Source organism: Kocuria sp. CCUG 69068, from assembly GCF_020833785.1.
GTDB classification, from domain to species: domain Bacteria; phylum Actinomycetota; class Actinomycetes; order Actinomycetales; family Micrococcaceae; genus Kocuria; species Kocuria rosea.
The window spans coordinates 1-13,426 of the sequence record NZ_PDDL01000094.1 but is presented as its reverse complement, the minus strand read 5'-3'; the positions used below and the strand labels follow the sequence as shown (position 1 = coordinate 13,426).

Below are 13,426 nucleotides of genomic sequence, written 5' to 3'. Positions count from 1 at the left end.
GCCGAGGAGCCGGAGGGGCCCGCCCCGCGCGGCTGAGGCAAGAGCCCGGCCCCGCAGGCGCGGCCCCCGGGGCCCGCGGAGCCCGGTGAGCGGGTGGGCGGGGCGGAGCCGCTCAGCGGAGCATCGCGAGCATGATCGCCACGTAGTGCAGCACGAAGCCCAGCACCGTGAAGGCGTGGAAGACCTCGTGGAAGCTGAACACCTCGGGGAGCAGGCGCGGCCGCCGGGTGCCGTAGACCACGGCGCCGGTGATGTAGGCGATGCCGCCGGCGGCGGTCAGCGCGGCCGCCGGGGGGCTGATCTGCCAGAACTGCGGCAGGTAGAAGAGGGCCAGGCAGCCCATCACCACGTACAGCGGCGTGTACAGCCAGCGGGGCGCCAGGGTCCACAGCAGCCGGAAGAGCACCAGACCGGCGGCGCAGGACCAGATCACGACCAGCAGCAGCCGGGACTGCGGCGGGTCCAGCAGCGCGACCGCCAGCGGGGTGTAGGTGCCGGCGATCAGCAGCGCGATGTTCGAGTGGTCCATCCGGCGCAGGACCATGTGCAGCCGACGGGGCCAGTAGGCGCGGTGGTAGATCGCCGACACGCCGAACAGCAGGATGCCCGTCACGCCGTACACGGCGCACGCGATCCGCAGCTCGGTGCTGGGCGCCAGCAGGATCGCCACGAGACCCAGGGCGACGACGACGGGCGTGAAACTCGCGTGGATCCAGCCCCGCCACGCGGGCTTGCGCTCCACGAGTCCCTCGATCCCGTGCTCGACCGCCTCCTCGACGCGGCCGGCGGCCCGGCGGGCGGCGCTGTGCGTGTGCTCCATCATGTTCCTCCCGGCGTGCTGTGCGTGAGTCCGTCCGGTCTCCCACCGGGTAGTTTAGGAGGCGTCGCCGAGAGCCGGCCGGGTCCGTGATCACCACCACGCCCGGCACCGTGGCCCCCACCACGTCCGGCCCGACCCCCGACACCGTGCGCGAGAACCCGGGAGGAAGCACAGATGCCCAAGCCACGGCCGCTCTACCGGTTCTACGAGCGCCGGCTCTCCGCCGAGCTCGATCCGCGGCGGCTGCCCAAGCACGTCGGCGTCCTCGTGGACGGCAACCGGCGGTGGGCCAAGCAGTTCGGCGCCTCGACCGCGGACGGGCACAAGGCGGGCGCTCAGAAGATCGTCGAGTTCCTCGGCTGGTGCCGGGAGCTGGACATCGAGGTGGTCACCCTCTACATCCTCTCGACCGAGAACCTCAAGCGCCCGGCCGCGGAGCTGGAACCCCTGCTCGAGATCATCTCCGATCTCATGGACACGCTCACCGAGACGGGCATCTGCCGGGTCCAGCCCGTCGGCGCCCTCGAGATGCTGCCGCCGCAGCTCGCGGCGTGCCTGGCCGACCTCACGGAGCGCACCGCGGGCAACGCCGGCCCGCACCTGAACATCGCGGTCGGCTACGGGGGCCGGCAGGAGATCGTGGACGCGGTGCGGGAGGTCCTCACCGATGCCCTCGACGCCGGCGCGGACGTCCGGGAGCTCGCGCAGAGCCTGTCCGTGGAGGACATCTCCCAGCACCTCTACACGCGCGGGCAGCCGGACCCGGACCTGCTGATCCGCACCTCGGGCGAGCAGCGGCTGTCCGGGTTCCTCATGTGGCAGTCCGCCTACAGCGAGTACTACTTCTGCGAGGCGCTGTGGCCGGACTTCCGGCGCGTCGACTTCCTGCGGGCGCTGCGGGACTACGCCTCGCGGCAGCGGCGCTTCGGCGGCTGAGCCCACCGGACCCCGCCCGTCGTCGTCCCGGACGCCGTCCCCGGTCGCGGCGCCGGGCACGTCCGGGGCGGTCGCTGGCAATTTGCGCGCCGTTCACCGTTTCTGCTCGCGCGGCGGGTCCGGTCCGCATACGTTGTCCTCAGGCGGACGGCGCTGACGCCGCCCGCCGGACCGAGGAGGAAGGGCCACCATGAGCATCTCCAAGAAGCAGGAGCGCATCACCGACATCTCCGCCCCCCTGGGCGCCGGGGTGCGCTCCTACGTGATCGACACCTCGGTGCTGCTGTCGGACCCCCGGGCGATCCTGCGCTTCGCCGAGCACCAGGTGGTGCTGCCCGTCATCGTCATCACCGAGCTGGAGGGCAAGCGGCACGACCCGGAGCTGGGCTACTTCGCCCGGCAGGCCCTGCGGCTGCTGGACGACCTGCGCGTGGAGCACGGCGGGCTCAACCGGCCCGTGCCCCTCGGGGACCAGGGCGGGAGCCTGGTGGTGGAGCTCAACCACGTCTCGGACACCGTCCTGCCGGTGAGCTTCCGGCTCAAGGACAACGACTCCCTGATCCTGGCGGTGGCGCTGAGCCTCGCCAACGAGGGCAAGGACGTGTGCATCGTCTCCAAGGACCTGCCCATGCGGGTCAAGGCCTCCGCCCTGGGCCTGGAGGCCGAGGAGTACCGGGCCGAGTGGGTCGGCTCCGACGTCGAGTGGTCCGGGACCGCGGCCCTCGAGGTCCCCGACGACGTGGTGGACCGGCTCTACGGCGGCGAGGCCGCCGTGGTCCCGGGCGCCGAGGAGCTGCCGGCCAACACGGGCCTGACCCTGCACTCCGTGCGCGGCAGCGCCCTGGCCCGGGTCCGCGCCGACGGCTCCGCCCGGGTGGTGCGCGGGGACCGGGACGTCTTCGGCGTGCACGGGCGCTCCGCCGAGCAGCGGCTCGCCATCGACCTCCTGCTGGACCCCGAGGTGGGCATCGTGTCGCTGGGCGGGCGCGCCGGCACCGGCAAGTCCGCCCTGGCCCTGTGCGCGGGCCTGGAGACGGTGATGGAGCGCCGGGAGCACCGCAAGGTCATGGTCTTCCGTCCCCTCTACGCCGTGGGCGGCCAGGAGCTCGGCTACCTGCCCGGCTCCGAGGAGGAGAAGATGAACCCGTGGGGCCAGGCGGTGTTCGACACCCTCGGGGCGCTGGTCTCGCAGGAGGTCGTCGAGGAGGTGCTCGACCGGGGCATGCTCGAGGTGCTGCCCCTGACGCACATCCGCGGCCGGTCCCTGCACGACGCCTTCGTGATCGTGGACGAGGCGCAGTCCCTCGAGAAGAACGTGCTGCTCACCGTGCTGTCCCGGATCGGGCAGAACTCCAAGGTGGTCATGACCCACGACGTCGCCCAGCGCGACAACCTCCGGGTCGGCCGCCACGACGGCGTGACCGCCGTGGTCGAAGCGCTCAAGGGCCACCCGCTCTTCGGCCACGTCACGCTGACCCGTTCGGAGCGCTCACCGATCGCCGCCCTGGTCACGGAGGTCCTGGGCGACCTGGACAGCTGAGCCGGGGGCCTCAGGGGCCGACGGGCCAGGGCAGGTGCCTGCTCACGTCCGTGAGGTCCAGGGGCACCGAGCGGAAGAGGTCGTCGATGAAGTACTCGTCCACGGCCTCGATCCGCAGGTCGTGGCCCGTGCCGGCCAGCGGGCCCTCGAGCACCTCGGAGCGGACGCAGACGGCCGTCCGCTCGTCCAGGAGCACCCGGGTGCGGGCCGGGGCCAGGGGGTGCCCCGGCGTCGTCGGGGTGTAGGCGTGGCCGGGGACCACCACGGCGCCGCGCACGGGCCGCCCGTGGTGGGTGCCGGTGCGGACGTCCTCGACCGTGCAGGGCCGCCGCTCCGGCAGGTAGGGCGGCACGGGGGCGTCCCCGGCCAGCTCGACGGGGTCGAGGATGGCCTGCCAGCGGCCGCCGCCGAAGACGGGGTCCCCGTAGGCCGCCTCGGGCCTGCGCTCGACGAGCCCGGAGTCCGTGAACACCGGGGCCACCAGCTGCGGCGCGAGCAGCCACGAGGCCGAGGTCGAGGCGACGTAGAAGTCGTCGCGCGACTGCTCCCGCGTGGTGGCCGTGTAGAGGGGGGTGCCGTCCAGGGCCTCGACGCGCAGGCCGTCCGGGCGGCGGACCCAGGCCCGGACGGGCCGGCGGGGCGCGGCGTCCGCGGGGGCCGGCCAGGACAGCACGAACCGCAGGGTGTCCCAGCGCCACGGGGAGGAGCGGCTGAGCGCGCAGAACTCGTCCTGGTCGGTGGGCGCGGGGACGGGGGAGCGGTGCATGACCCCAGTCTAGGGAGGGCCCCGCGCGTCCACAGGCACCCCGTCCCTGCGGGGGCCGGGGCTACGATGCCCGGTGTGGGCACCTTCCTGACCGAGCAGTTCACCCGCGGGGACGCCGCCGGGTGGGCCGCCGGGGCGCTCGCGCTGCTCGGCACCGCTGTGCTCGTGGTCGCGTGCGCGTGGCTGTGGCGCACCGACGTGCGGGAGCACCGGCTGCCCGGCCGCGTGGTGCGCCCGCTGTACCCCGGGTGCGGGGTGCTGCTGGGCGGGGCGGCGGTGCTGGCCGGCGAGCCGGTCCGGCTGCTGTGGATGCTGTGGGGCCTGGTGGTCGTGGGCGGGCTCTACGTCCTGCTCCGCATGCTCCACCCGGCCGGGATGGGCATGGGCGACGTCCGGCTCTCCGGTCTGCTCGGCATGTGCCTGGGCTTCGTCTCCGTCTGGCACGCCGTGCTGGGGGCGGCGGCCGGGTTCGTGCTCGGCGGTCTGGCCGGGGCGGTGCTCGTGGTGCTCGGCCGGGTCGACGCCCGCTCCCGGGTGGCGTTCGGTCCCGCCATGATCACCGGGGCCCTCGGGGTCCTCCTGCTGCTGTGACCCGCGCCGGCCTGCCAGAATGGGCCGGACCCCACCCCAAGACACTGCACGAGGAGCCCGCATGCCCACCCCCGAGTTCGTCCTGTCCCTGCGGGAGAAGATCGGCCACGATCTCCTGTGGCTGCCTGCCGTCACCGCCGTGGTGCTGCGCGAGGACGGCCGGGTGCTGCTGGCCCGGCGCAGCGACAACGGCAACTGGGGACTGGTGAGCGGGATCGTGGAGCCCGGCGAGGAGCCGGCGGTCACGGCGGTGCGCGAGTGCCTGGAGGAGACCGGCGTCGTCGCCGTCGTGGAGGAGCTCGTGGCGGTCAGGGCGGGGGAGCCCGTGCGGTACCCCAACGGGGACCGCTGCCAGTTCCTGGACCACACCTTCCGCTGCCGCTGGGTCTCCGGCGAGGCCCGCGTCAACGACGACGAGTCGCTCGAGGTCGGCTGGTACGCCATGGACGAGCTCCCGCCGATGCCGCCCCACCAGCTCGAGCGGCTGCGGGCCGCGCGGGCGCACAGCGGCCCGCCCCGCTTCGTGGTCTGAGCCCCCCGGATGCCGCGAGGGGTCGCGAACTGTGCCCGGACACGGCGAGGGGTCGCGTCCGCACGCAATGACGCAGCATTGCCGTGCGGACGCGACCCCTCGGTCCGGAAGGTGCGTGGGTCGCGACCCCTCGGTGCGCCGGGAGCGCAGGGTCAGGCGTTGGGGCCCGTCATGGTGGTGACGTCCAGCGCCCGGTCCAGCTGCTCCTCGGTGAGCTGGCCGTTCTCGACGTAGCCGAGGGCGATGGTCGCCTCGCGCACCGTCATCTTGTTCGCCACGGAGTGCTTGGCGATCTTCGCGGCGGCCTCGTAGCCGATGGCCTTGTTCAGCGGGGTCACGATGGACGGGGACGCCTCGGCGAGGAAGCGGCAGCGCTCCGTGTTCGCCTCGAGCCCGTCGATCATCTTCTCCGCCATCACGCGCGAGGAGTTCGCGAGCAGCCGGATGGACTCCAGCAGGGCCGAGGCCATGACCGGGATGCCCACGTTGAGCTCGAACGCCCCGTTGGTGGAGGACAGCGAGACGGTGGTGTCGTTGCCGATCACCTGCGCGCAGACCTGGATGGTGGACTCGCAGATCACCGGGTTGACCTTGCCGGGCATGATCGAGGAGCCGGGTTGGAGGTCGGGGATGAGGATCTCGCCGAGGCCGGTGTTGGGGCCGGAGCCCATCCAGCGCAGGTCGTTGTTGATCTTCATGTAGCTGTAGGCGACATTGCGCAGCTGCCCGGAGGCCTCGACCAGGCCGTCCCGGTTGGCCTGGGCCTCGAAGTGGTTGCGGGCCTCGGTGATCGGCAGCCCGGTCTCCTCGGCGAGCAGCTCGATGACGCGGGCGGAGAAGCCGGCGGGGGTGTTGATGCCGGTGCCCACGGCGGTGCCGCCCAGCGGGACCTCGGCCACCCGCGGCAGCGAGGACTCGACCCGCTCGATGCCGTAGCGGACCTGCGCGGCGTAGCCGCCGAACTCCTGGCCCAGGGTCACCGGCGTGGCGTCCATGAGGTGGGTGCGCCCGGACTTCACGACGTCCTGGAACTCCGCGGCCTTCCGCTCGAGCGACTCGGCGAGCTGCGTCATGGCCGGGACCAGGTCGTTGATCAGCGCGCCCGTGACGGCGACGTGCACGGAGGTCGGGAAGACGTCGTTGGAGGACTGGGAGGCGTTGACGTGGTCGTTGGGGTGGACCTCGACGTCCGTGCCCTCGAGCGCCTGGTTGGCGAGGGTCGCCAGCACCTCGTTGGTGTTCATGTTGGAGGACGTCCCGGAGCCGGTCTGGAAGACGTCGATCGGGAAGTGCTCGTCGTACTGCCCCGTGGCGACCTTGTCCGCGGCGTCCGCGATGGCGCGGGCGCGCTCGTCGTCGAGCACCCCCAGCTCCGCGTTCGCCTTGGCGGCGGCCTTCTTGATCTGTGCCAGCGCGACGATGTGCTGGGGCTCGAGGGGCTTGCCCGAGATGGGGAAGTTCTCGACCGCACGCTGGGTCTGGGCGCGGTACAGGGCGTTCGCGGGAACGCGGACCTCGCCCATGGTGTCGTGCTCGATGCGGTACTCGGTGGTCTCTGCGGTGGTATCAGCCATGGCGCCAGTCTAGGACAGCGCCGGGTGACGCCCGGCACGGCGACCCGGGGTGACGGCCGCCGCGCCGGGCACCCGGTTCAGCGGCCCGGAAGCCAGGTGCCGTGCCCGTGGACGAGCTCCGCCTGGCCGTCCTCGAGGTGGTAGAAGACGCCGACCACGGCGACCTCGCCGTTGGAGACCGCGTCGGCGATCACCCGGGACTGCTCCATGAGGCGGGAGGCCGTCTGCTTGGTGTGCTCCACGACCGCCGCGTTGACGTCCTGGTGGCCGTGGCGCTGGGTCTCGAGCACGGAGGGCATGATCCGCTCGATGAGGTCCCGCTGGAAGCCGCGGGGCATCTGCCCGGAGCCGGCGACGCTGTGCGCGGCGGTCACGGCCCCGCACGAGTCGTGGCCGAGGACCATGATCAGCGGCGTGCCGAGGTTCGCGACCGAGTACTCGATCGAGCCGAGCACGGCGTCGTCGATGACCTGCCCGGCGGTGCGCACCACGAACGCGTCGCCCAGGCCGAGGTCGAAGATGATCTCGGCGGCCAGCCGTGAGTCCGAGCAGCCGAAGATCACGGCGAACGGATTCTGCCCGCCGGCCACGGACTGCCGCCGGGAGGCGTCCTGGTTGGGGTGCATGGACTCGCCCGCCACGAAGCGGGCGTTGCCCTCGCGCAGGCGCTGCCAGGCGGCGGCCGGGGTGCGGGGCGAGGTGTCGTCGGGGCGGGTGTCCGGGGTCATGGCATCTCCGTGGTTCGCGGGGCAGGGGCGTCGGTGAGGTCCTCGGCGACGGCGGCGGCCAGCCGGTCCAGCTCGGCGCCGGACGCGTCGCCCTTGAGCACGACGGTGGAGCCGTTGACCTCACCGGTGTACACGGTCAGCGCGTCCTGGTTCCGGGACTCCTCCCGGACGTGGACGTCCCACGGCACGCCGCCCACGTCGACCGTCGCGGTGGCGGGGACGGCCTCGGCCTGCTGGGCCAGCCACGTGGGGTTGGCCATGGACGTCTGCACCAGGCCGATGAAGCTGCCCTGCGGGGTGGCCCAGCCGATCTCCCAGAAGGGCACCCCCTCGGCGGCGCCGCCGTTCCACCGGGCGTAGTTGGCGGTCCAGTCCTCGCCCGGCTCCGGCACGACCGGGGTGAAGGGCGCCTCGTCCGCGACGAAGTCCGCCTCCTGGGCGACGTCGACGTCGGGGCGGTACGGCTGGGCGTCGGGGCGGGGCTGGAGCCACACGAACGGCAGTACCAGCAGGAGGAGGACCGCCATGGAGATGATCATCCCCTGCACCGGGGCGTTGAGCCGTCGGGCCTGCTTCTCCGTGATCTGCGGGAGCGGCTGCTCCGGGGCCTCGGCGGCCTCGGAGCCCGGCGCGGTGCCGGGGCCCGCGGCCGCGGGGTGCTCTGCCGAGGGGTGCTCTGCGGGACGGTCGGGGGTCGAGGAGCTCACCCGTCCATTGTGCCCTGTCCGCCGGCCCCTGTCCGCCGCGCCCGCCCTCCGTCCGCCGCCCCCCGCTCCCTCCGCGCCGGACCCGCCCGGACGCACCCGGCCGCAATGTGGCCCAGGTCGCGGTCCGCGGAGGCGTGGGCGATATGCTGGGCGGGACGTGGACCGCGCCCGCGGCCGAGCCCGGCCCGGGGGTCCCGAAGAACGTGAACTCGAAGGTGAGGAACAACGTGGCCGAAGAATCCACCGGAACGATCCCCGCGCGCACCAACAACGTGGCCGACCGCAACCTGGCGATGGAGCTGGTGCGGACCACCGAGGCGGCGGCGATCGCCGGCGGCCAGTGGGTCGGCGCCGGCGACAAGAACGCCGCGGACGGGGCGGCGGTCGACGCCATGCGGTCCCTGCTCTCCACCGTGCACTTCAACGGCACCGTGGTCATCGGCGAGGGCGAGAAGGACGAGGCCCCGATGCTCTTCAACGGGGAGCAGGTGGGTGACGGCTCCGGGCCGGCCTCCGACGTCGCCGTGGACCCGATCGACGGCACCCGCCTCACCGCGCTGGGCATGAACAACGCCCTGGCCGTCATCGCGGTGGCCGACGGCGGGTCGATGTTCGACCCCTCCGCCGTCTTCTACATGGACAAGCTCGTGGTGGGCCCGGAGGCCGCGGACTTCGTGGACCTGCGCCTGCCCGTCAAGCAGAACCTGCACCTCGTGGCCAGGGCCAAGGGCGTCAACATCAACCAGCTCACCGTGTGCGTGCTGGACCGCCCGCGCCACCAGCAGCTCGTCGACGAGATCCGCGCCACCGGCGCCCGCACCCGGATGATCCTCGACGGGGACGTGGCCGGGGCGATCGCGGCCTGCCGTGAGGGCACCGGCGTGGACGTCATGATGGGCATCGGCGGCACCCCGGAGGGCATCGTCACCGCGTGCGCCGTCAAGGCCACCGGCGGCATCATCCAGGGCCGGCTCGCCCCGGTCGACGACGACGAGCGCCAGAAGGCCCTCGACGCCGGACTGGACCTGGACGCGGTGCTGACCACCGACGACCTCGTCACCTCGGACAACTGCTTCTTCTCCGCCACCGGCATCACCGACGGGGACCTGCTGCGCGGCGTGCGCTACCGCGGCCGCCGCATCACCACCCAGTCCATCGTGATGCGCTCCCGCTCCGGGACCGTGCGGATGGTCGAGGCCGAGCACCTGGCCTCCAAGTGGGAGAAGTACGCGCGCCACTGAGCCTGCCGCTGAGCCTGACACCGGGCCGGCGCCGGGCCCGGCCGGCACGGCCGTGACAGGACCCCCGCACCGACCTCCGGTGCGGGGGTCCTCCTGTCCCCGTCGCACCGTGTCCGGCCCCTCTCCCAGCCCGTCCCGGCCCTAGACTGGAGGCCGAACTGCGGGCGCCGACCGCGGTCCCCCAGCCGGGGCGGAGCGCCCGGGTGACGAGGAGGATCCCCACGTGAGCACCACGGTCAGCCCCTGTCCCAACCGCAAGACCTGGGACGCCACCGTCCGGGTGACCGGCGGGCACCCGCAGCAGCTGTGGGGCATCGGCGAGGCCCAGGCCTCCGCCGAGGGCCCCGGTCTCCGGGTCGACCGCGTCATGGTCCACGACGCCGAGCAGCGCACCGTGGGCTACGCGCAGCTCTACCTGCGCTCCGAGGCCGAGCGCGTGGTCGCCGGGACCGTGCACTGCCACGTCCACCGGCCCGAGGACCTGCCCGTGGTCGCCGCGGCCCTCGCCGACTGGGCCCGGGAGGAGCACTCGGCCGTCCTGCTGCGCTTCCAGGCCGACACCCTGCGCGCGCCCGGCACCCCGGAGGCGCTGGAGGCCGCCGGGTTCACCCGGCCCGCCGCGGACGCCGGGCCGGAGGAGCCCCGGCGGCTGGAGGTGGTGCTGGGGGAGACCGAGCGGGACCTCTCGCGGCGGCTCTCGGAGGCCACCCTGGACCGCTGCCGCACGGCACTGCGCACCCCGGGCGTGACGGTGCGGGAGGTCACGGCGGGCAGCCGGGTCCTCGCGAACATCGGGCTGCGGACCCGGCTCATCACCCAGCTGCTGGAGGACCTGGGCGAGGACTCGCTGCTGCTCGTGGCCACCGAGGCCGCCGAGGACGGCCGCGAGGCCGCCCTGGGCTACCTGTGGTTAGTGCACACGCGCGGTCTGGCGATGATCTATCGGCTCGGCTTCACCCGCCGGGGCCGGGACCTGGGCGTGGACGACGCCCTGCTGCTGACCGGGATCGTCGAGCTGCAGAAGCGGCGCGTGCAGCGTCTCGACGGCGGCGACCCGGACGAGACGGAGGTGCCGCTCGTGGTCCGCGAGCTGGCGGCGACGGAGCGCCCGGTGCTGGGCCCCTGGGAGAAGGCCCTGGGCCGTGGCCCGGCGGGGGAGTTCTCGGAGGACGTCGCCGAGGCCGCCGCCGAGGCCTCGGGGACCGCGGTCGCCGCGGAGCTGGGCCTGGGCGAACCGGCCCCGGCGTGGTCTCCCGACCTCGGGGAGCCGGACGACGTGCCCGAGGACGACGACGGCGCGTCCCGTCCCGTCCGGGGGCGTGCCCGGCGGGCCCGGGACCTCACCCGCCGCGTGGTCGGCGAGAGCATCTCCGCCCTCCGGGACGCGGCGGGGCGCTGAGACCGGGCGCTCAGGACTCCCGGCGGCGCATCCCGGCGACGGACTCCCGGAGCCGACCGGTCAGGCCCGGGAGGCTCTTGCGGGCCGAGACGGCGGCCTCCCGGGCGGCGCGCACACCGGTGTACGCGGCGTACTTCCCGCGGCTCAGCGGCAGGTCCCAGGTCCCGGGATAGGACTCCGGGCGGCCGCCGAAGGACTTCTTGAACTTCGTGAAGCCGTGCCACGGGTGGTCCGGGCCGGCGTCCTCGGGCGCCGTGCCGAAGAGGTCGAAACGGCTCAGTCCCTTCTGCTTGGCGTCCAGGACCATCCGCACGACCAGGGGGATCCCCGCCGAGAGCCTGCGGTGCTCGAAGTCCATCGCGGCGTGGGCATAGGTGCGGGTGTCGTCGGAGTCGTAGACGAGGGAGGCGCCGATGGGCTCCCCGTCCAACCGGGCCACGTAGAGGGCCGCCGCGCCCACGGGCATGAGGCTGCGGGCGGCCTCGCGCAGATAGGCGTCCTGCTGCCGGGCGAAGTCCTTGCGCTCGGCCGTGGCCTCGAGGAAGCCCAGCAGCACGTCGACGTCCTCGGGGTCGGCCGAGGTCGTGAAGGTCACGCCCTTCTTGGCGATGTTGCGGTGCAGGTTGCGGTTGGTGGACTTCATGTCCTTGAGGATCGCGTCCTCGTCCTGGATGAGGTCGATGACCTGGGTGTGCCCCGGCTGCACCTGCCGGGGGGCGGGGCGCAGCCCGCGCCGGCGCAACGACGCCTCGGGCGTCTCGAGCCCGTCCGTCACCGCGGCGTCGACGGGCTCCACCCGCACGAACCAGCAGCGCTCGGACCGGGCGGTGCGGGCGAGGTCGTCGAGCGCGGCTTCGAAGGCCTGCGGGGTCCGCGCCTCGGGACCGTACGGGCAGTAGAGGTAGCGGCCCGTCCGGCCGCCCTCGAGGATCGCGAGGTAGCGCCATCCGTCCCCGGAGGCCTGGAACACCTTGTGCCCCAGGTTCCGCTGGAATCCGGCCCATGCGTTCGACTGCAGTATGTTCGCCACGCCCCCACTGTACCGGGGCGTCGGAGCGCCGCCGGCGCCCCGCGATCCGGGCCGGTCAGGGCACCGAGCAGGTGCCGTTGGGCGTGAGCTCTTGCGTCCCCACGAGGGGCTTCGCCGCCGCGAGGGGGGCGGCCATCGCGATCCCGGAGCCCACCGGGGTGCCGGCCGGCAGGGCCTGCGCGTCCCGCGCGCCGCGGTCCGTGGCCTCCTCGAGCACCCGGTCGAGGTCCTCGTGCAGCAGGTCGAAGTCCGGGTAGGTGGGGAAGGACGGGTCGTAGTACGGCGGGCCGGCGGCGTACTGCACGAGCTCGTGCTCCTTGGCCTTGAGCGCCACGTCCACGAACGAGCCGATCTGGCTCTGCGGGATGTCGGTCTCGACGACCTGTGTGCCCGAGTTCGCGAGCTCCTCGAAGCGGGTCAGCACGTTGACGGGGTTGAGCTGCTTGAGCATCGCGGCCTGCACGCAGCGCTGGCGCGCCTGGCGGTCGTAGTCCGTGGCCCCCTCGCGGGACCGGGCGTACCAGAGGGCGTGGTAGCCGTCCAGGCGCTGGACGCCAGGCTCGATGTACCCGAAGATCTCGTTCGGCAGGCCCGTCACCAGGTCGGTGCCGCCGCCGATCGGAACGCGCCCGCCGACGTCGATGGTGATCCCGCCGAGGGCGTCGACGAGCTGCTCGAAACCGTTCATCTCGACGATCGCGTAGGCCTGGACCTCGATGCCGAGGACGCCCGAGGCGGCGTCCTTCATGGCCTCGGCCCCGGGGTCCGCGGCGTCGGGGTAGAGCTCGGCGTGGTTGTTCGTGACGTCGGTGTAGAGGGCGTTGAGGATGCACTCGTCGCCGCAGTTGAAGCCCTCGGGATAGACGTCGGCCAGCGGCGAGTCCGAAGGGAAGGGCGCGTTCTGCAGGTTGCGCGGCAGGGAGACGGTCACGGTCCGCCCGGAGTCGGCGTCCACGCTGAGCACCGTCATCGAGTCGGGGCGGCGGCCCGAGCGGTCCTCCCCGGAGTCGGTGCCCATGAGCAGGATGTTGTACCGCCCGTCCGCGGGCCGGAAGGGCAGCCCGCCCCCGAAGACGTCCGAGACCGCGCCGCGCGTCACGGAGAGCAGGTAGGCGGACCAGGCCAGTCCGCCGGAGGTGACGAGCATGAGCGCCACGGTGGCCGCGGCCACCGCGCGGCGGGTCCGCTGCACGAGCAGGCCGGGCCGGACGAGCCGGAGCGTGTCGAAGAAGAGCAGCGCCCATCCCACCGCCAGGGCCACGAGCCCGGCGATCAGCAGCAGGGACGTGAACGAGTTCGTCAGGAACCAGACCAGGGGAGTGCGCCACAGCACCAGGGACAGGAGCGCCAGCGCCGCCGCGGCCCAGACCACCACGTCGACCTTGAGGGCCGCCCGGCCGACGGCCCGCCGGCCCGCGACGAGCTGCGCGCTGCCGGGGACCACGAGCGTGGACAGCAGCAGCGTCCACGCGCGCCGGGCCCGGGTGCCGTCCCCGGCGTGCTGCGGGTGGCGCAGCGGATCCGTGAGTCGGGGCGGGCTCGCCGCGTCGTCGTCGACGCCC

The 13,426-nt window shown here is 73.5% G+C and carries 13 protein-coding genes; 6 read left to right on the top strand and 7 right to left on the bottom strand.

The window, feature by feature from the left end; translation table 11 throughout:
• Nucleotides 1-112 precede the first annotated feature (112 nt).
• On the bottom strand, nucleotides 113-820 hold the full coding sequence (locus CRM73_RS14990) for a hemolysin III family protein (RefSeq protein WP_017832412.1): 708 nt from the start codon (nucleotides 818-820) through the stop codon (nucleotides 113-115).
• A 174-nt stretch (nucleotides 821-994) separates the two neighbouring features.
• On the opposite strand from CRM73_RS14990, the gene CRM73_RS14985 reads away from it, so the two are divergent.
• On the top strand, nucleotides 995-1,756 hold the full coding sequence (locus tag CRM73_RS14985; RefSeq protein WP_017832411.1) for an isoprenyl transferase: 762 nt from the start codon (nucleotides 995-997) through the stop codon (nucleotides 1,754-1,756).
• A 190-nt stretch (nucleotides 1,757-1,946) separates the two neighbouring features.
• The gene (locus tag CRM73_RS14980) at nucleotides 1,947-3,296 is read left to right on the top strand and encodes a PhoH family protein (protein WP_229588283.1); all 1,350 of its coding nucleotides are present in this window, start codon (nucleotides 1,947-1,949) and stop codon (nucleotides 3,294-3,296) included.
• Nucleotides 3,297-3,306: 10 nt separating this feature from the next.
• Here the strand turns inward: CRM73_RS14980 and CRM73_RS14975 are convergent, their stop codons facing one another.
• Entirely contained in the window at nucleotides 3,307-4,062 is a 756-nt protein-coding gene (locus CRM73_RS14975) for a hypothetical protein (RefSeq protein WP_017832409.1), read from the bottom strand.
• A 66-nt stretch (nucleotides 4,063-4,128) separates the two neighbouring features.
• Between CRM73_RS14975 and CRM73_RS14970 the strand changes: the two genes are divergently transcribed.
• Both CRM73_RS14970 and CRM73_RS14965 read left to right on the top strand, forming a co-directional pair.
• Nucleotides 4,129-4,653: a prepilin peptidase gene (locus CRM73_RS14970; protein ID WP_370658545.1), complete on the top strand. Its 525-nt coding sequence runs from the start codon at nucleotides 4,129-4,131 to the stop codon at nucleotides 4,651-4,653.
• A 61-nt stretch (nucleotides 4,654-4,714) separates the two neighbouring features.
• Nucleotides 4,715-5,185: an NUDIX domain-containing protein gene (locus CRM73_RS14965; protein WP_095650451.1), complete on the top strand. Its 471-nt coding sequence runs from the start codon at nucleotides 4,715-4,717 to the stop codon at nucleotides 5,183-5,185.
• A 152-nt stretch (nucleotides 5,186-5,337) separates the two neighbouring features.
• Here CRM73_RS14965 and CRM73_RS14960 read toward each other — a convergent pair whose 3' ends face one another.
• The 3 genes from CRM73_RS14960 to CRM73_RS14950 form a co-directional block, all read right to left on the bottom strand.
• A complete protein-coding gene (locus CRM73_RS14960) occupies nucleotides 5,338-6,759 on the bottom strand; it encodes a class II fumarate hydratase (RefSeq protein WP_035927125.1) in 1,422 nt (473 codons plus the stop codon).
• Nucleotides 6,760-6,836: 77 nt separating this feature from the next.
• Nucleotides 6,837-7,487 (bottom strand): carbonic anhydrase, encoded by a 651-nt coding sequence (locus tag CRM73_RS14955; RefSeq protein WP_095650449.1) that lies wholly within the window; start codon nucleotides 7,485-7,487, stop codon nucleotides 6,837-6,839.
• The gene (locus CRM73_RS14950) at nucleotides 7,484-8,194 is read right to left on the bottom strand and encodes a DUF4245 domain-containing protein (RefSeq protein WP_017832404.1); all 711 of its coding nucleotides are present in this window, start codon (nucleotides 8,192-8,194) and stop codon (nucleotides 7,484-7,486) included. The genes CRM73_RS14955 and CRM73_RS14950 overlap by 4 nt, the downstream gene beginning before the upstream one ends.
• 293 nt (nucleotides 8,195-8,487) lie before the next feature.
• Between CRM73_RS14950 and glpX the strand changes: the two genes are divergently transcribed.
• Nucleotides 8,488-9,435 (top strand): class II fructose-bisphosphatase, encoded by a 948-nt coding sequence (gene glpX, locus CRM73_RS14945; RefSeq protein ID WP_109222828.1) that lies wholly within the window; start codon nucleotides 8,488-8,490, stop codon nucleotides 9,433-9,435.
• Nucleotides 9,436-9,658: 223 nt separating this feature from the next.
• Nucleotides 9,659-10,834, top strand: a complete 1,176-nt coding sequence (locus CRM73_RS14940) for a hypothetical protein (RefSeq protein WP_229588281.1) — start codon at nucleotides 9,659-9,661, stop codon at nucleotides 10,832-10,834.
• 10 nt (nucleotides 10,835-10,844) lie between these two features.
• Here the strand turns inward: CRM73_RS14940 and CRM73_RS14935 are convergent, their stop codons facing one another.
• Nucleotides 10,845-11,864, bottom strand: a complete 1,020-nt coding sequence (locus CRM73_RS14935) for a peptidoglycan bridge formation glycyltransferase FemA/FemB family protein (protein ID WP_095650447.1) — start codon at nucleotides 11,862-11,864, stop codon at nucleotides 10,845-10,847.
• Between the two features lie 55 nt (nucleotides 11,865-11,919).
• The coding region (locus CRM73_RS14930) for an LCP family protein (protein ID WP_229588279.1) at nucleotides 11,920-13,426 on the bottom strand (1,507 nt) is incomplete at its 5' end.